The organism is Helicobacter cappadocius, assembly GCF_030688855.1.
GTDB classification, from domain to species: Bacteria; Campylobacterota; Campylobacteria; order Campylobacterales; family Helicobacteraceae; genus Helicobacter_J; species Helicobacter_J cappadocius.
The window spans coordinates 55,208-73,470 of the sequence record NZ_JAUYZK010000004.1 but is presented as its reverse complement, the minus strand read 5'-3'; the positions used below and the strand labels follow the sequence as shown (position 1 = coordinate 73,470).

At 33.8% G+C, this 18,263-nt stretch carries 17 protein-coding genes; 15 read left to right on the top strand and 2 right to left on the bottom strand.

Going from position 1 to position 18,263, the window contains the following annotated elements; translation table 11 throughout:
- The first annotated feature begins 4 nt into the window (after positions 1 to 4).
- Genes rpsF through rpsR form a run of 3 tightly spaced genes read left to right on the top strand, consistent with a single transcriptional unit; the run spans position 5 to position 1,215 of the window.
- Positions 5 to 418, top strand: coding sequence for a 30S ribosomal protein S6 (rpsF, locus tag Q5I06_RS03780; RefSeq protein WP_305516698.1), 414 nt, complete (start codon positions 5 to 7; stop codon positions 416 to 418).
- A 29-nt stretch (positions 419 to 447) separates the two neighbouring features.
- Positions 448 to 951: a single-stranded DNA-binding protein gene (locus tag Q5I06_RS03775; protein ID WP_305516697.1), complete on the top strand. Its 504-nt coding sequence runs from the start codon at positions 448 to 450 to the stop codon at positions 949 to 951.
- Positions 952 to 960: 9 nt separating this feature from the next.
- Positions 961 to 1,215, top strand: coding sequence for a 30S ribosomal protein S18 (rpsR, locus tag Q5I06_RS03770; protein WP_305516696.1), 255 nt, complete (start codon positions 961 to 963; stop codon positions 1,213 to 1,215).
- Positions 1,216 to 1,277: 62 nt separating this feature from the next.
- Here rpsR and Q5I06_RS03765 read toward each other — a convergent pair whose 3' ends face one another.
- Positions 1,278 to 2,597, bottom strand: a complete 1,320-nt coding sequence (locus tag Q5I06_RS03765; RefSeq protein ID WP_305516695.1) for a M99 family carboxypeptidase catalytic domain-containing protein — start codon at positions 2,595 to 2,597, stop codon at positions 1,278 to 1,280.
- Between the two features lie 96 nt (positions 2,598 to 2,693).
- Between Q5I06_RS03765 and Q5I06_RS03760 the strand changes: the two genes are divergently transcribed.
- The 10 genes from Q5I06_RS03760 to Q5I06_RS03715 all read left to right on the top strand — a co-directional run bounded on the left by Q5I06_RS03760 (position 2,694) and on the right by Q5I06_RS03715 (position 12,462).
- Complete coding sequence (locus Q5I06_RS03760) at positions 2,694 to 3,263, top strand: flagellar FLiS export co-chaperone (protein ID WP_305516694.1); 570 nt, start codon at positions 2,694 to 2,696, stop codon at positions 3,261 to 3,263.
- A gap of 50 nt (positions 3,264 to 3,313) precedes the next feature.
- Positions 3,314 to 4,663, top strand: a complete 1,350-nt coding sequence (gene gltX, locus Q5I06_RS03755; protein ID WP_305516693.1) for a glutamate--tRNA ligase — start codon at positions 3,314 to 3,316, stop codon at positions 4,661 to 4,663.
- A complete protein-coding gene (locus Q5I06_RS03750) occupies positions 4,641 to 4,940 on the top strand; it encodes a YggT family protein (protein WP_305516692.1) in 300 nt (99 codons plus the stop codon). Before gltX ends, Q5I06_RS03750 begins: the two co-directional genes overlap by 23 nt.
- Positions 4,937 to 6,583, top strand: a complete 1,647-nt coding sequence (locus Q5I06_RS03745) for a transglycosylase SLT domain-containing protein (RefSeq protein ID WP_305516691.1) — start codon at positions 4,937 to 4,939, stop codon at positions 6,581 to 6,583. The genes Q5I06_RS03750 and Q5I06_RS03745 overlap by 4 nt, the downstream gene beginning before the upstream one ends.
- Positions 6,580 to 7,404, top strand: a complete 825-nt coding sequence (galU, locus tag Q5I06_RS03740; protein ID WP_305516690.1) for a UTP--glucose-1-phosphate uridylyltransferase GalU — start codon at positions 6,580 to 6,582, stop codon at positions 7,402 to 7,404. The genes Q5I06_RS03745 and galU overlap by 4 nt, the downstream gene beginning before the upstream one ends.
- Before the next feature lie 11 nt (positions 7,405 to 7,415).
- Positions 7,416 to 7,814 (top strand): hypothetical protein, encoded by a 399-nt coding sequence (locus Q5I06_RS03735; protein ID WP_305516689.1) that lies wholly within the window; start codon positions 7,416 to 7,418, stop codon positions 7,812 to 7,814.
- A 3-nt stretch (positions 7,815 to 7,817) separates the two neighbouring features.
- Positions 7,818 to 9,086, top strand: coding sequence for a UDP-N-acetylglucosamine 1-carboxyvinyltransferase (gene murA, locus Q5I06_RS03730; protein WP_305516688.1), 1,269 nt, complete (start codon positions 7,818 to 7,820; stop codon positions 9,084 to 9,086).
- 74 nt (positions 9,087 to 9,160) lie between these two features.
- Positions 9,161 to 10,573, top strand: a complete 1,413-nt coding sequence (gene aspA / locus Q5I06_RS03725) for an aspartate ammonia-lyase (protein ID WP_305516687.1) — start codon at positions 9,161 to 9,163, stop codon at positions 10,571 to 10,573.
- 18 nt (positions 10,574 to 10,591) lie between these two features.
- Positions 10,592 to 11,230: a uracil-DNA glycosylase family protein gene (locus tag Q5I06_RS03720; RefSeq protein WP_305516686.1), complete on the top strand. Its 639-nt coding sequence runs from the start codon at positions 10,592 to 10,594 to the stop codon at positions 11,228 to 11,230.
- Complete coding sequence (locus Q5I06_RS03715) at positions 11,227 to 12,462, top strand: hypothetical protein (protein WP_305516685.1); 1,236 nt, start codon at positions 11,227 to 11,229, stop codon at positions 12,460 to 12,462. The genes Q5I06_RS03720 and Q5I06_RS03715 overlap by 4 nt, the downstream gene beginning before the upstream one ends.
- Positions 12,463 to 12,536: 74 nt before the next feature.
- On the opposite strand, the gene Q5I06_RS03710 is transcribed toward Q5I06_RS03715, so the two are convergent.
- Entirely contained in the window at positions 12,537 to 13,595 is a 1,059-nt protein-coding gene (locus tag Q5I06_RS03710) for a cytochrome-c peroxidase (protein WP_305516684.1), read from the bottom strand.
- A gap of 232 nt (positions 13,596 to 13,827) precedes the next feature.
- On the opposite strand from Q5I06_RS03710, the gene dnaE reads away from it, so the two are divergent.
- Both dnaE and Q5I06_RS03700 read left to right on the top strand, forming a co-directional pair.
- A complete protein-coding gene (dnaE, locus tag Q5I06_RS03705) occupies positions 13,828 to 17,451 on the top strand; it encodes a DNA polymerase III subunit alpha (protein ID WP_305516683.1) in 3,624 nt (1,207 codons plus the stop codon).
- On the top strand, positions 17,448 to 18,239 hold the full coding sequence (locus tag Q5I06_RS03700) for a pseudouridine synthase (protein WP_305516682.1): 792 nt from the start codon (positions 17,448 to 17,450) through the stop codon (positions 18,237 to 18,239). Before dnaE ends, Q5I06_RS03700 begins: the two co-directional genes overlap by 4 nt.
- Positions 18,240 to 18,263 lie beyond the last annotated feature (24 nt).

Below are 18,263 nucleotides of genomic sequence, written 5' to 3'. Positions count from 1 at the left end.
AGAAATGAAACACTACGAAACGATGTTTATCGTTAAACCTACTTTAGTAGAAGAAGAAATAAAATCAAAGATTGATTTCTATAAAGAAGTCATCACTAAAAATGGCGGAGTCATTACGACTTGTATTGACATGGGAATGAGAAATCTTGCCTATGAGATTAAAAAAAACAATAGAGGATATTACTTTGTGATTTATTTTCAAGCTGATCCTTCTTTGATATTGGAACTTGAAAGATTGTATCGCATCAATGAAGATATCTTAAGATTTATTGTTATTAAATATGAAAGCAAAAAAGAACAAAAGACTTGGCAGGCATTGGTTGATAGAGCAAACAAGAAGCCTGAATCCAAATCAGATTCAAAACCTGCCAAAGAAAAACCTCAAACTGAGGCACATACAGAGTCTTCAGTCTCTTAAGATTGAGGATGCAATAAAAGGCGATTGTAATGTATAATAAAGTGATTATAATAGGAAATTTGACCCGTGATGTTGAGCTTAGGTATCTTCCTAGCGGTTCTGCACTTGCCACTATTGGACTTGCGAGTAATCGTAGATATAAAAAACAAGATGGCTCACAAGGCGAGGAAGTATGTTTTGTAGATGCGAAGCTTTTTGGTAGGGCTGCTGAAGTAGCAAATCAATACCTCAGAAAAGGATCAAAAATCCTTATTGAAGGCAGATTAACACTTGAGAGTTGGACAGATCAAACTGGGAGCAAGAAAAGCAAACATACTATTACAGCAGAATCAATGCAAATGCTTGATGGCAAATCTTCTAGTACGCAAGATGATGGATATCAAAATTATGAACCTTCGCATAACGAGTCAAATTCATCTTATGCACAAAATAATCACTTGCCAAAACAAGCCCCACAAGGTGGAATGAATGCACAAAAATATGAGCAAAACATTCCTGAGATTAATATAGATGATGATGAAATACCCTTCTAGGAGAAAAAAATGGAAAGAAAAAAATACTCAAAAAGATACTGCAAATATACAGAGGCAAAAATCGAATTTATCGATTATAAAGATATTGAAATGCTAAAACATTCTTTATCTGAGAGATATAAGATTATGCCAAGAAGACTCACTGGCAACACTAAAAAGTGGCAAGAACGTGTTGAAATTGCTATCAAAAGAGCTAGACATATGGCTTTGATTCCTTATATTGTAGATAGGAAAAAAGTCGTAGAAAGCCCTTTTAGATTTTGATTCTATTTTGATGAGGTGCATCAATAATGTACCTCAATTCTTTGTAATTCCTACTTCTATTTTTATAAAAACTTAATCAATATCATTCCGCTAAATTTATCACCTTTGTAAATTTCTGCTCTGAAAATTTTACCCGCTTTATCGATAGAGAATTTGGAGATACAATCTTTGTGATGTATTAGTATGCCTGTCTCATTTGGTTTTTTTGATTTATCATTGGGAATAACATAGCCGATAATATTGACACGGTATCCTTCGATAGGGAGTATTTCAAAATTTTCTTTGACTTCTACAATGCTAGGAACTTCTATGTTTTTCAACTCGCCATCAACTTTTATTTGGATGTTTTTTACAGAATGATCGAATTCTATATAGTCAGGATTGATTCGAGTCATTAATTTGTTTCCATATTTTAACCACACTTGATTGTTTCTAGGAAGAAGCCCAACAATATGGGCTTTTGAGCTTAGAGGAATGGTGGTGATTTGTGCATCTTTTGGCATTGGAAAATAATTCAATACAGGACGCAATCCATAAAGTGGCAAAATTATAGAATCATTGATTTTGACATCAAGAGTTTTGTCATTGATTAGGCGATAAATGTTATTTGGAGTGAGTTTAAAGTCTCTTTCATATTTTATTCCTACCTGATCTAAAATGCCTTCAATGGCTAACAAGTGATAATAAACTCTTTTTTCAAGTGAAAGCTCTTTACTTGCTTCATTTGCAAATGCGGGTTTTTTATTTCTGATTGCAAAATAAGTAAGGGCTTTTTCCATTTCTTTATCGCCTTTAGCTGTATGGGTGTCTCGAACATAATATTTGTGAATTGGCTCAAGGAGATTGTCATTAATATGAGAAGTCATTTTGTTTACAATAGTATTAAGATCTCCAAATTTTACATTTTCTAATTTTTTTTGATCAATAATAGAGCAATTTCCCCATCTATTTGGGTTCAGCAAAGGAGTTTCATATTTGGGACGATAAAATCCACTACCATCATGCAAATGCAATATAACATTTACTTCTTTATCAGTAATAAGATCCTCAATATGTTTGATGATAAAATATTCTGGATCAGAAGAAGAAAGGTTTTTGAATTTTCGGTTCATATCATCATAAAGACCGCGATGATTCATCAGCATTGAATGTTTATTTAGGACAGGCACTACCCATACATTCCCATCAATGATTTTATAGTGCATCAAAAACATGTTTGTAGCGTTAAAGCCACCAGGTTCATCGCCTTGTATTCCTCCCATTAATAAAAGAGTTGGCGATTTTGTATTTGTTTGTTCTTTGACAACATCAAAATCGATCGGAGCGAGAGGTTTGCTGAGTGCAAAAGTGAATAGTATGCTTAAAATGATGATTTTTTTCAAAAGCTTCCTTTTATGATTTTTGGCGATATTATACCTAAAAGCAATGGAACAAAATGTGCTTTTTATGTTCATAATTCTGCAACAAGGGGCAAAAAAATGTTTGATAAAGATTTATTGGCGACTTTTAAGAAGCATTTAGAGGGGATTGATGATTCCTGCAGGGTAAATGTATCAGAGAGTTGTTTTAACAAAGAGCGTAAAATACACAAATTTGGCGAGGATATGAAAAGTGCAAATGAGTTTATAGGAGCATTGCAAATCTTAGATAATGCACTAGCAAAACTGATTGTTCAAATACAGATAGTTCTAGTAGATGATCATTTTAAAGACAGCGATTTTAAATCTTTGGAAGGTATTGTGCTTAAAGAAATAAATGAAATTGTCCAAAAGTGTTCATTTATGGGGACATTATTATTTGGGAGTACTTTGAGTGTTTTTTCGGGTAAAGAAGAGATCATCGTTGAGGTTTTCAATCCATTGGATTTTTTTGACAATGGCGGGTATGAAAATGTTTGTGCATATCTTGAGGATAAAAGAGCAGAGCTTGATAATTGCCTCAAGCTTGTGAGCGCAAAAATATCAGGTCAACAGATTTTTGGTTCAGATTCTTCAGATGCGGTTAGTTATGATAATTTTAATGCCAAAGATTTCCTAAAAATGTTTTAACTTCATAGTATTTTGATAAAATCATACAAAAATAAACCAAAAGGTTCATGATGCTTCGTTTTGCTCCTTCTCCCACCGGAGATATGCATATTGGCAATCTTCGTGCAGCGGTATTTAATTATATTATCGCCAAACAAAAAGGTGAAAAATTTCTTGTTCGGATTGAGGATACTGATTTATCTAGGAATATTGAAGGAAAAGATAAAGAGATTTTAGCAATTTTAAATCTTTTTGGGCTTTTATGGGATGATTTGGTGTATCAAAGCCATAACTTTAAACATCATCATAGTTTTGCACAGCATTTGATAAAGGAAAATAAAGCATTTTATTGTTATTGCACCAAAGAATTTTTAGAGCAAAAAAAACAAGAGGCTATTGAAAACAAGGTCGCCTTTAGATATGATGACGCTTGGGCTGAGTTGGAAAAACAGTCTAATTTAAAGCCTGTTGTAAGACTTAAAGGAGCAAAAGAAAGCATAGAGTTTTATGATGAGATAAAAGGACATCTGCAGTTTGCTCCAGCAGAGATTGATAGCTTTGTGATTTTACGTGAAGATGGCGTACCTACTTATAATTTTGCTTGTGCATGTGATGATATGATTTATAATATTGATTTTATTGTTAGAGGAGAAGATCATGTCAGTAATACACCCAAACAAATATTAATACAAACCTCGCTAGGGTATGATAAAAAAATCGGTTATGCTCACTTGCCTATTATTTTAGGGGAGAGTGGTAGAAAAATGAGTAAAAGAGACAGTGCTTCAAGTGTTTCTTGGCTTTTAGAGCAAGGTTTTTTACCTCAAGCTATTATGAATTATCTCATTTCTATGGGGAATAAAACACCAACAGAAATTTTTACTTTGTCTGAGGCTATAGAGTGGTTTGATATTACTAACATAGCAAAATCTCCGGTAAAATTTGATATAAAACGTTTGCGTTATATTAATCGCGAACACCTCAAGCGACTAAATGAAGATGAATTTGCACTATTGCTGCAAAGCAAAGATACTACCATTGGTGCCATCGGAAAAATTTATTTAGAAGAGACAAGTACTCTTAATGAAATCAGAGAGAAAATTGAGATGATTTTTTCTCCAAAAGATATTAAAAAACTCTATGAAAATGAGAATTTTGAGTTTGAATGTATTGAATTGTTCAAAGTACTAGATCTTTTAATCATGCAAGAATCTAAAATACTTGATGATTACGACTCTTTTAAAAACGAAGCAATGAAGCTTAGCAATCTAAGAGGTAAAAAATTCTTCAAGCCACTTAGAATTTTACTTACAGGGGAATCGCACGGAGTTGATTTAAATATCCTTTATCCTTATATTAGATTTTATCTCAAAGATATTTTACGCATAAGGGGTGAAAATGATATTAGCCAACATATTTAATGCTATTGCAACTATTTTGCATACGCTTATTTTTATTTATACATGGGTGGTTATCATCGCTACTTTGATAACCTGGGTTCGTCCAGATCCCAACAATCCCATCGTCGTGATTTTATATAAACTCACAAATCCAGTTTTTACTAGAATTAAAAGCAAAATTCCACTCGTATATAGCGGGATTGATTTTACACCCGTGTTTGTTGTTCTTGTATTGCAATTTATTGATATGGCATTAGTGGATTCTTTGTCTGTATATGCTCAAAAGTTATTTCAATGACAAAAAGAATTCTTATTGGATTATTGCTGATATGCTCAGTTGGCATTGCAAAACATAATATAACATTGAAATTTTTAGAATCCAAGCCACAAGGAGTGGTAAGGGATTTCTATATCTGGCAGTTTATATCTAATGATAAAACCTCTATAAATGAGGCTATCAAAGCATACGACCTAGTCGCAAATAAAACCCCAAAAATCCAACAGGCAATGCAAAATAAGGGCATATCTACAGAAATGCCAAAGGATATTTTTTGCAAAAGTTTGACTTTTGATAAATTAAAAAACGAAGATGCCCAATGTATTTCCTATGGGCTTAAACTCTCTGATATACCAAAAATTTCAAATTCAGATGCTAAAATTATTATCGAAAAAATCTCTACTTCTTATCCAGATTTATTAATTCAGATAAAAGTTCTTTTGTCAAAAGATATTCTAAAGGCTATGTTTGAAGTTTCGGCGAAAAATTTTGGAGCTATTTTTAATGGTTTGAGCTATACCCAAAAACTTAAGATTTTTGATCATTCTATTTCTGTAAAGAAACTAGAAAAACTTGCCAATGAAAATAGCTTTGTTTTTAACAAAACTCTTCATAGTATCATATTAGATCCAAGGTTTGATGCATTTAAAAAGGCATTAGCAAAAGCAGATATCAAAAACTCAGATGCAAATACATTTTTTCTTTTAGGGATCAATGAGATTTTACAAAAAAAAGAAAAAAAAGCTCTTATATATTTTGCACGTTCTAAAAATGCAGCCATTGATCCATTTATGAGGGATAGGGCTTTATTTTGGCAGTATTTGTTGAGCGAAAACAAACTCTTTTTGGAGGAACTCTCTCAAAGTAATTTTGTAGATATTTTTTCTATTTATGCAAATCAAAAGTTGGGCTCTGTTCCAAAATACAATATAATTTCAGACTTTAAAGATATTAGTAAAAAAAATCCAGGATTTGATATTTCTGATCCTTTTGAGTGGCAAATACTTAAAGAAAATATTTTTGCTATTTCAGATGATGAGCAATACAAAAAAATTTTGGAATATTTTAAATATGAAAAAACTCTTCCTCATTTGGTCTATTTCTTGAATCGTCTAAACAAATACAAAATGAATTATTTTATCAGACCCTATGAAGGTCTTATTGGCTGGAAAGATGATAATGAAAAAGCAATGGTATATGCTATTGCTAGACAAGAAAGTCATCTGCTTCCAGCACTAATTTCACGATCTTATGCATTAGGAATTATGCAGATTATGCCTTTTAATGTTCTTCCTTTTGCAAAAGAGATGAATATTAAGGATATTAGCTTGTTTAATATGTTTGATCCTAAGACTTCTTTGAATTTTGGGAAGTATTATCTCAATCATCTCAAAGAAGAATTTGTTCATCCTCTTTTTGTGTCATATGCCTATAATGGAGGACCTGGCTTTTTGAGGAGATTGTTAGATAAAAAAGAACTGTTTTTGAAGGGCAGAAAATATGAACCTTGGATAAGTATGGAGCTTATCCCTTATGAAGAGTCTCGATTTTATGGAATGAAGGTTTTAGCAAACTATGTGATTTATCAAGAACTTTTAGGTCATAAAATAGATTTGGAGAAATTCCTCAAACAGACAATTATTTATACAAAGGAGAAAAAATGATTACTAAATGCCTTTTCCCTGCCGCAGGATATGGAACCAGATTTTTACCTGCTACAAAAGCAATGCCAAAAGAAATGCTCCCGATTGTAAATAAACCTTTAATTCAATATGGAGTGCAAGAGGCGTTAGATGCAGGTTGCCATACTATGTCTATTGTCACAGGGCGAGGAAAGAGAAGCATTGAAGATCATTTTGATATCAGTTATGAATTAGAACATCAAATACAAGGTACAGATAAAGAATCTCAACTAGAGGAAATAAGATCAATTATTAAAAAATGTACCTTTTCTTATACTCGTCAGAATGAAATGAAGGGTCTTGGACACGCTATACTTACCGGAGAGACACTGATAGGAAAAGAGGCATTTGCAGTTATTCTTGCGGATGATTTATGTTTTAATCCAAATGGCAAAAGTGTGCTTGCCCAAATGATGGATATTTATCAAAAATATCAATGTTCTATTATTGCAATTGAAGAAGTTGATTTTGAAGAAGTTGATAAATATGGAATTATGCAGGGCGAGGAGATTGAGGAGGGGATTTATAGAGTTTTTGATATGATTGAAAAACCAAATAAAGATCAAGCACCTTCTAATCTTGCAATTATTGGAAGGTATATTTTGACGCCAGATATTTTTGATATTTTGAGGGTTACTAAGCCAGGCAAAAAAGGTGAGATACAAATTACTGACGCATTGTTGCAACAAGCTAAGATGGGCAAGGTGATTGCATATAAATTTAAGGGAAAACGTTATGATTGTGGAAGTATCGGTGGTTTTATCAAGGCAACCAATGATTTTTATCAATCTTTGTATTCTTGAGGAATTATAAAATGTATGATATTTGGTTCTATGCTTTTTTTTGGCTAATCGGAATGTTTTTTGCCTTTCCTATTTGTTTGATCGGAATTATTTGGCTATTCTTTCAAAGACCTCCTGCAAATGAAAAGCTTACACTGCAAAGCATTCAAATCATTCTTAATACAATCAAAACCAAGGAAAATTTTCAAGTATTTTTAAGAAAGTTTTTGAAAAATTTCGTAGTGATTCCTCAAGATGAAAAAGATTCTAAGCTTTGGTTTGCTTTGGTTGAAAAAATAGCTTATTGTAAGCTTCTTGACATTGATGAGGTAGCTATATTTAGACAAGAGCTTGAAAATGCAAATGCTGGGAGTGAAAAACAAATCGTAGATTTGATAAGTAATGTTTTAAAAACTAGAAAGAAAGGTTGAAAAATGGATTATTTAGAGATTGTAGGGGGAGGATCTTTGAGTGGTGAGGTTGAGATATCTGGAGCAAAAAATTCAGCACTGCCTATTTTAGCAAGTGCTTTATTGTGCAAGAATCCATTAAGAATAAAAAATCTTCCTGATGTTGCAGATGTAAAAACTTTAGCAAAATTGCTAGAACATTTGGGATCAGAAATGCAATGGGTTTCCCCCAATGAGCTTTTGATCGCATCTGATAGAATTATACATACTAAAGCTGTTTATGATATTGTACGTAAGATGAGGGCTTCTATTTTAGTGTTAGGACCGCTCCTGAGTAGATTTGGAAAATGCGAAGTAAGTTTGCCTGGAGGTTGTGCAATTGGTGCTAGACCAGTAGATTTGCATATTAAAGCAATGGAGAAAATGGGAGCAGAAATTTCCATAGAAGGAGGCTATATAATCGCAAAGGCATCTTCAGGACTTAAAGGTAGTGATATTGTCTTTGATAAGATAACTGTTACAGGAACTGAAAATGTTTTAATGGCTGCAGCTTTAGCTAAAGGCGTTACTCGCATCGTAAATGCTGCCAAAGAACCTGAGGTTATACAGCTTTGTGAGATTTTACAAAAAGCAGGAGTTGAAATAGAGGGGATTGGAAGTAATGAGCTTTGTGTGAGGGGAACCAATGGAGAATTGTTAGACTTTAAAGAAATCAATGTGATTGCAGATCGTATTGAGGCAGGGACATATTTGTGTGCAGGGGCGATAACCAATTCATCTATTACACTTAAAAATGTATCACCACATCATCTTGAGGCTGTGGTAGGAAAGCTCCAAGAGATAGGTTTTACAATAGAAACAACCTCAAATACATTGAAAATTTTACCTAGTCATAAACGTAATGCTTTTGAGATTATTACAACTGAATATCCTGGATTTCCAACAGATATGCAAGCGCAATTTATGGCTTTAGCGTCTCAATGCGAGGGGAGTAGTTTTATCGAAGAGAGATTATTTGAGAATCGTTTTATGCATGTGAGTGAATTGCAACGTTTGGGTGCAAATATTTCTTTGCGTGGAAATGTTGCCAAAATCACAGGAGGGGAGAGACTTATTGGAGCTGATGTAATGGCAACAGACCTGCGAGCATCTTCAGCTTTGATTTTAGCCGGGCTTGTTGCAGAAGGTAACACTCAAGTTCATAGAATATACCATCTTGATAGGGGATATGAGCGATTAGAAGAAAAATTCTCTACATTGGGTGCTCAGATTAGAAGATTAAAAGAAAAATAAAATTTTTAGTTAAATTTGTTTGACTATAATCTATGATATTTTAAAAATCAAAATTTTAAATATTAGGAGAAAAAATGGCTACAAGAAAAGAACACGACTTCATTGGAGAGTTGGAAATTGATGATGATGTTTATTATGGAGTGCAAACCTTTAGGGCGATGGAAAATTTCCATATCACCAACGAGAGGCTTTCTGATTTCCCTGTTTTTGTAAATGCACTTGCACAGGTGAAAAAAGCTGCTGCTTTAGCAAATCATGAGTTGGGTTTATTGGATACAAATATAAAAGATGCTATTTGCAAGGCTTGTGATGCTATTCTTGCTGGAGAATATCATGATCAGTTTGTGGTGGATATGATTCAAGGAGGTGCAGGAACAAGCACGAATATGAATGCTAATGAAGTTATTGCAAATATTGCGCTTGAATTGATGGGGCATAAAAAGGGTGAGTATGAATATTGTCATCCAAATGATCATGTAAATTTGTCTCAATCTACCAACGATGCTTATCCTACAGCACTTAGAATAGCTCTTTATGAAAGATTGAGTGGTTTGACAGAGTCAATGCGCATTCTCAAGGAGTCATATGCCAAAAAAGCTGAAGAGTTTCAAGATATACTCAAAATGGGAAGAACGCAATTACAGGATGCTGTGCCAATGACATTAGGACAAGAGTTTAAAACTTTTGAGTTGATGATCAATAAAGACATTGAACGTGTTTTGGATGCTAGAAATTTGGTACGTATTATCAATCTAGGTGGTACGGCTATTGGGACAGGTATAAATTCACATCCTGATTATAAAAGAATCGTAGAGGAAAAGATCCAAGAAGTTACGGGCAGACCTTTTATCACAGCAACTGATTTGATAGAGGCTACACAGAGTACAGGTGCATATGTTCAGATCAGTGGAGTTCTTAAAAGAGTCTCTGTAAAATTATCCAAAGTGTGTAATGATCTGAGACTCTTAAGCTCAGGACCAAGAGCGGGATTAAATGAAATCAATCTGCCTAAAATGCAGCCGGGAAGTTCTATTATGCCAGGTAAGGTCAATCCTGTTATTCCTGAAGTGGTTAATCAAGTTTGTTTTGCTGTTATTGGAAATGATATTACCGTTACTATGGCAGCAGAAGGGGGGCAATTGCAATTGAATGTGTTTGAACCAGTGATTGCCTATAGTTTGTTTAATTCTATTGTCATGCTAAATCGTGCAATGATTACTCTTGCTCATAAATGCATAGATGGAATCACCGCAAATGAAGATGTATGTAAAAATTTTGTTTTAAATAGTGTGGGAATTGTCACTGCACTTAATCCTTATATTGGATACGAAAACTCTGCTTCAATTGCGAAAGAATGCCTCAATACTGGTAAAAGTGTTTATGATATCACTTTAGAAAGAGGATTGCTTAGCAAAGAGCAGCTTGATGAAATATTCAAGCCACAAAATATGATAAATCCTCATATGCACAACAAGAATAAAAACTAGAGGGAGTATCGGGTTTTAATGTCTCAAATTCAAAAAATTCTCCATCTCAGGCTTTTGTATTATCAAAAGATGTTTGGAGAAAGATATATAGACAATATAAATACCCAGCCATCTAATGTTGAGGTTAGTGTCCCAATGCTTTCTCTTGAGGACACTATCGCTCATTGTGCTCTATGCGAACGAAGTAAAACTTCCAAACCAAGCTTTGGTATTTTGCCTCCAAAGGCAAAAATAGTATTTATTTCCGGACTTCCTTTAGTAGATGCATTTAATCACTTTGTAGAAAATAGAAGTTCAAAAATGTTACAAGATATTATTTCTAATGTTTTCAAGCTAAGAGCACCAGAATATGGAGTTTTATCCTTGGTTAAATGCAATGAAAACGATTTGAATGTTCCAACAGATAGCGATGCTTTGATATGTAGGCAATATTTAAATCAACAGATGACATTAGCCCCTATTAAAATTACTATTTTGATGGGTGATTTTGTTTTGAGGCATTTGCTTGGAGTTGATTTTAATCAACATAAAGGTAGAATTTTCTCTGAAGATGGGAGGAATTATTTAGCTACTTATTCTTTAAACCAATTGCTTAAAAACCCATCTTTAAAAAAAGAAGCAATGAAACATTTTTTACTTGCAAAAGGAATTTTATGAAAAAATGGACAGCTTTATGTATGTTTCTTGTATTGGGTAGTTGTAGTATTTTTGCTAAGAGCTATATCATTTCTCCATTGCCATTGCCAAAACAAGAGGTAGTGGATATTACTATTGATAAGTGTAATGAAAAATGTTTGGAAAAACTCTATTCTGAAGGAAAGATATTTTCATTTGTTGCAAAGTTTAAAAATGACACGCATAATATACAGCTGAGAGCAAATCTCGCTGTAGCTTTATCTGAAATCGATTCTTTTATGCAGAGTTCAATGTATCAGGATATAAAGAACTCCCAGATAAAAATAGCATTACTGATACCGAAAAAAATTGTTGGACGTTATTCTGTAGCGAGCATTGATACGATATTGGCATATCTCATGACGCGCGGAGGAGACTTTAATTTTAAGGTTTTTGATAGTGGGGGAGAAAGTCCTTCTGATTTGAGCGAGGCTTATAGCAGAATTGAACAGGAAAAATATGAGTTTGTGATTGCACTGCTCACTCAAGCAGGGGTAGAAAATTTTATTGAAAGCACTTATGTGAGCATTCCCACTTATATCCCCACTATTAACAAAAATCAACTTATCAATCCATCTAGATTGCCATCTAAGCTGTATTTTGGGGGGATTGATTACAAAGCACAAATGCAGACAATAGTTACTCTTGCAGGGAGTAATCCAATCGTCGAATATGATGATGATAGTCCAGTAGGATTGAGTTTGAGCGAGACTTTAGATGAGATGGATTCAAATATTGCCTATAAAAGCACAATTTCTTCTCAAGAAGCAGCTACTTTTGCAAAAAACCTAAGTTTTCAAGAAGATTTTTTGCAAGATAGTGTGATTGTTTTAAACACCCCTGTTGTTAAGAGTGGGCTGATGCTTTCACAATTAGGATTCTCAAAGAAAAAACCACTCAAGATACTATCGACTCAAATCAATTATAATCCTTCTTTATTGATGCTTGTTTTACCTAAGGATAGACAAAATCTTTATATTATCAATGCTATTGGGAATACAAATCAAAAACTTATAGAGTATGGTTCTTTGTTGAGTAGTGATTTGAGATATGATTGGGTAAATTATTCTACCGCTATTGGCGTAGAAATGTTTTTTAATCTTAAAGATCCTAAGATTAATAAGTTTTTCTCCGAACTTATTAATGATAATCAAGTCCAATATAATAATACTATTTATCGGACAAGAGGATCAATATTTGAACCAATTGAGTAAAAAATATAATTGTAAAAACTTAGAGGAAATAAAGACTCCAATGAAATGGAGTCAAATAAATTTAGAATATGTTTTTAGAATACAGGCTTTGGCGTCTTGTTTGTAACTGGGGCTAAAACAGGGTAGATAACAAGAGGTTTTTTCCCAGTTAGCGAACCAAAGAATGTTTCTATTTTTTTAGCTTCTGCATCTGTGATACTAATACCTAGTTGGATAGCTCCCATTTCTTTGATGGCATCTTTGACATCCCAATATTGACCATTGTGAAAATAGGGCATTGTCTCAGCTATATTTCTAAGAGTAGGTACTTTTACCATACCATTAGCATCGCCTTTAAAGTCGCCCACATCTGCAAATTCATAAGGCTTGACTACGCCAAATGGTTGCATTGTTCCTCCAAGATTGATTCCATTGTGACAAGCTATACACCCTTTATCAATAAAAATATCTAATCCTTCCTGCTCTCCTTTACTTAAAGCTTTTGGATTGCCATTTAGAAAATCATCATAGCGACTTGGAGTTACTAAAGTTGTTTCATACATTGCGATTGTATCTGCGATAAGTTTGAAATCGATTTTAACCTTATTCCCATAAGCTTTTTTGAATTCATCAACATAAGCAGGAATAGAAGTAATCTTTTCAACAACAAGATTGGGTTTTGCACCCATTTCTACGGGATTTTGAATAGGTCCTTGTGCTTGATCTCCAAGATGATGGGCTCTACCGTCCCAAAATTGAACTGAGTTAAAAACGGAGTTAAACACAGTAGGAGAATTTAGATGATGAGGGTTTTTTTGCCATTTTTCACCAATTGCTACAGGTACAACATCCACTCCACCAAGTGCTAGATTGTGGCAAGTGTTACAAGAAATCAAGTTTGAGCTTGAAATTCTAGGATCAAAATAAAGTTTTTTCCCAAGCTCTATTTGAGCATCTGTTAGCTTTGGATTATATCCAGTAGCTAAATCAATTTCTTTAACCTTTTTGAGTTGATAGTCTCTAAGTTCTTTTCCGCTTGGAATAGGCTCTAATCCAGCTTCTTTAGCTTTTTTGATAAGTTCTTGATTCTCTGCTGCAAATGTATTGATAGCAAAAAATGCTATCACACTACCTAAAAGTGCTATTTTTTTCATTCTTTCTCCTGTTTGATTTATCGTGATTTATTTTCTTATTATACCTTCTAAATGATAAATTTTAATTAATAAATTATTCTAAATGATATTTTTTATAAATTGATGTTGGTAGTTGGGGCATGATTAGGTTGTCAGAAGCTATATAGATTCTATCAGGTAGAATAAATGAAAATAGAAGTATAATTTTGTATAAAAAATTTTGTTATTTATAGGCTTGAAATAAGGGAAAAATATGAGTTATACACACTTACATTTACATACAGAATATTCGTTATTAGATGGGGCTAATAAAATCAAAAAACTTGCTGAAAAAATCAAAGAACTGGGGATGAAAAGCGTAAGTATGACCGATCATGGGAATATGTTTGGAGCGATTGACTTTTATAAGACAATGAAAGAAAAAGGCATTAAGCCAATTATTGGAATTGAAGCTTATCTGCATAATGGCGATGATTTAAACGACAAGCAATCCAAACAACGTTTTCATCTTTGTTTGTATGCAAAAAATCAAGAGGGTTATAAAAACTTGATGTATTTAAGCTCGATGGCTTTTATTGAGGGCTTTTATTATTATCCTAGAATCAATAAAAAAATATTACGCGAACATTCACAAGGACTTATTTGCTCTTCGGCATGTCTGCAAGGAGAAGTGAGTTGGCAACTCAATACGAATAATCCTAGAAATATAAAATTTGGTGCTAAGGGCTATGAAGTTGCTAGAGAGGTTGCATTAGAGTATCAAGATATTTTTGGAGATGATTTTTATATTGAGATTATGAGGCATGGAATTGCTGATCAAGCATTCATTGATGAGGCGTTGATAAAAATATCTCTAGAAACAGGTATCAAGCTTATCGCCACCAATGATACCCATTATACTAACCAAGAGGATGCTAGTGCCCAAGAGGTGGCAATGTGTGTGGCAATGGGTAAAACTCTAGATGACAAAGACAGACTCAAGCATTCAGTCAAGGAATTTTATGTCAAATCCCCCCAAGAGATGGAAAGACTGTTCGCTGATATTCCAGAAGCCTTGCAAAATACGCAAGAAATAGCAGATAAATGCAATCTTGAAATAGATCTTAAAGATGACAAAACCAATCCCCCTACACCTCCTAGATTTAAATTCACGCAAGAGTATGCTGCTTTAGAAGGGCTTGATATGTCAGATGATGCGAGTTATTTTGCTCATAAATCTAGGAAAGGATTGCAAGAGAGGCTTAAGATCATTCCTGAAGAAAAACATCAGATGTACAAGGATAGATTAGAAAGAGAAATAAAAGTTATCAATGACATGAAGTTTCCAGGCTATATGCTGATTGTTTGGGATTTTATCAAACATGCAAAAGAAAATGGGATTCCCGTAGGACCTGGAAGAGGGAGTGCTGCTGGGAGTTTGGTTGCTTTTTGTTTGAAAATCACTGATATTGATCCATTGAAATATGATCTGCTTTTTGAGCGATTTTTAAATCCAGAACGCGTTTCAATGCCTGATATTGATACGGATTTTTGCCAAAGACGTAGAGGCGAAATCATTGAATATATGATAAGCAAATATGGAAAATATAATGTGGCACAAGTCATTACCTTTGGTAAAATGCTTGCAAAAGGTGTTGTTAGAGATGTTGCAAGGGTATTAAATATGCCTTATAAAGAGGCCGATGAGATGGCAAAACTTATTCCAGCTGAGATAGGCATCACGCTTTCAGGATATGAAAAAGATGGAAAACATATTGATGGTGCTTGGGATATGGAGCCTAAGATACGAGAACTCACTGAAAATAATCCTCTTGCAAAAAAAGTTTGGGATTTTTCTTTGATGTTAGAAGGGCTCAATCGCAATGCCGGGAAACACGCAGCTGCACTCGTGGTAGATAGCGATGCAGAGCTTTGGAATAAAGTGCCTTTATATACTAGTGACAAAATGGATGGAGCAATCGTTACGCAGTATTCAATGAAATATCTTGAACCAGTAGATTTGATAAAATTTGATTTTTTGGGCCTAAAAACCCTGACTGTGATAGATGATGCACTTAAGCTTATTACTAAAAGATACAATAAAAAAATAGATTTTTTGAGCATTGATGAAAATGATCCAGAAGTTTATAAAACTATCCAAAGCGGGAATACATTAGGAGTATTCCAAATAGAATCTGGAATGTTCCAAGGTCTAAATAAAAGACTTCAGCCTTCTTCTTTTGAGGATATTGTTGCGATTATTGCATTAGGTCGTCCAGGTCCTATGGAGTCGGGAATGGTCGATGATTTTGCAAATCGAAAACACGGTCTAGAACCCATAAGTTATATGTTTCCTGAACTAGAGCCTATTTTGAAACCCACTTATGGAACAATCGTCTATCAAGAACAGGTAATGCAGATTGTCCAGACTATTGGAGGATTCTCACTTGGAGAGGCAGATTTGATTCGTCGAGCGATGGGTAAAAAAGATGCTCAAATCATGACAGACAATAAAATAAAATTTGTTGCAGGAGCTGAGCAGAAAGGATTTGACAAATTAAAAGCAGAGGAATTATGGGATTTGATCGTTAAATTTGCCGGATACGGTTTTAATAAATCCCATTCTGCCGCTTATGCGATGGTAACCTTTCAGACAGCGTATTTGAAGACTTACTATGAACATGAGTTTATGGCAGCAATGCTCACTAGTGAGTCTAACAAAATCGAAAGCGTGGCAAAATATATCGATGAAGTTAAAACAATGGGGATTGAACTTATTGCACCTCATGTGAATAAATCCGGACTTGATTTTGGTGTGGAGGATTTTGAAGATAAGCATGGAAATACAAAAAAAATTATTTTTGGACTAGGTGCGATTAAAGGTGCTGGAGAGGGGCCTTTGAAAAATATTATAGAGTTACGAGAAACTCAAGGAGAGTTCAAAAATTTAGAAGATTTTATTTCAAGAGTTGATTCAAGTAAATTCACCAAAAGAATATTGGAGCCACTTATCAAATCTGGAAGTTTGGATAATCTTGGGTACACTAGAGCTACCATGCTTGAAAATATCGATAAAATATGTGATGCAGGTAGAAATAGTGATAAAGTCAAAGAAATGATGATAAATTCTCTTTTTGGCGATCAAGATCAAGAAGAGAGTGTTACACTTAATCTTGAAAAAGTTCCTGAATACGATGTAAAGACTTTGCTTGATTATGAGTATGAATGTTTAGGGTTTTATATCTCAGCTAATCCGCTTGAAGAGTTTAAAGATCAGATTAAAGCTATCAAAGGAGTCGCAAAAAGCATAGAATTGGATAGGTTGGAAGTTGGATCAAATATTATGCTAGTGGGTAAGGTGCTTGATATTGAGAAAAAAATCAGTAAAAAAAGCGGAAAGCCTTATGGAAACGCAAAAATATTGGATATGTATGGAAGTATCAATTTGATGTTGTTTGAAAAAAATTTGAAAGAGTTAGAAGAATTTGATATTTCTATTCCCCTTGCATTCAAATGTAAAATTGATGAGAGAGATGGGAAGGTGGAATTGAGGCTGTGGGAGATTATGGATTTAGAAAATGCAGCCAATCAAGAAAAAAAAGTCAAACTCAAGTACAAAAAAGAAACAACGCAAGAAGAAGATGAAATACAACCCATTGATCTCAAACCTCAAGATTTAAGCGATGCAACCTGTCCTTTGGCTGTAGTGCTTAATAAAAACATTCAACCAAGTTTTTTTGAGAAATTGCGCATGGAGGCAGAAAGATTTCAAGGAAACAGGGAATTAAGAGTAGTTATAAAAGATGAAAAAAGATCCTATATGATTGTGAGTAACCTTAAGGTAGATACAAAAATCAAACAAAATCTCCAAGATCTTCAATGGGTAGATGTATTATGAGACTTAATCAATTTATTTCGCACAATGCAAAATATTCTCGTAGGGAAGCTGATATTCTTATAGAACAAGGAAGAGTGAATATCGAAAAAACTAAAGCAAACACTAAAAGTGTGTTGCTTGAAGGACAAAGAGTTTTTATTGATGGTAAATACATCAAACCAAAACAAGAAGATAACTATACTGTTATTGTCTATCATAAGCCAAAAGGTGAGTTGGTCAGCAAGAAAGATGATAGAGGTAGGAGAGTTATTTATGATGCTATAGGTTCGAAATATGCTCATTTTGCACCCATAGGAAGACTTGATTTTGCTTCTGAAGGAGTGTTGCTACTCAGTGATAATAAAAAGATTGTTCAATGCTTAATGCAGAGCGATCTAGAGCGTGAATATATTGTAAAAATCAATGGTAAAATCACCGAAGAGATGATAAAGGCAATGAATGAAGGCATACACATTGAAGATGCTAGTAGTGGAGCTCACCAAAAAAGTAGAATTCAGGCAATGACTTTTGCTCCATTTGTAAAATATGATATAGGAAAAAATGATGCTCATTTTTCAAAACTCAAAGTCACTATCACAGAAGGGAAAAACAGAGAATTGAGAAGGTTTTTTGCATATTTTAACGCTGATGTGATGGATTTGAGACGCATTCGTTATGGATGGGTAAATTTGAATGCCTTGCCGGTAGGTAAGGTTAGGTTTTTAAGCAAAGATGAGTATAAAAAGTTGCATCATTTTATAAGCGGAACCGAGAAAACAGATTTAAATATCAGTAAAAAGAATATATAATAACATCTTTAATTAATATTATCC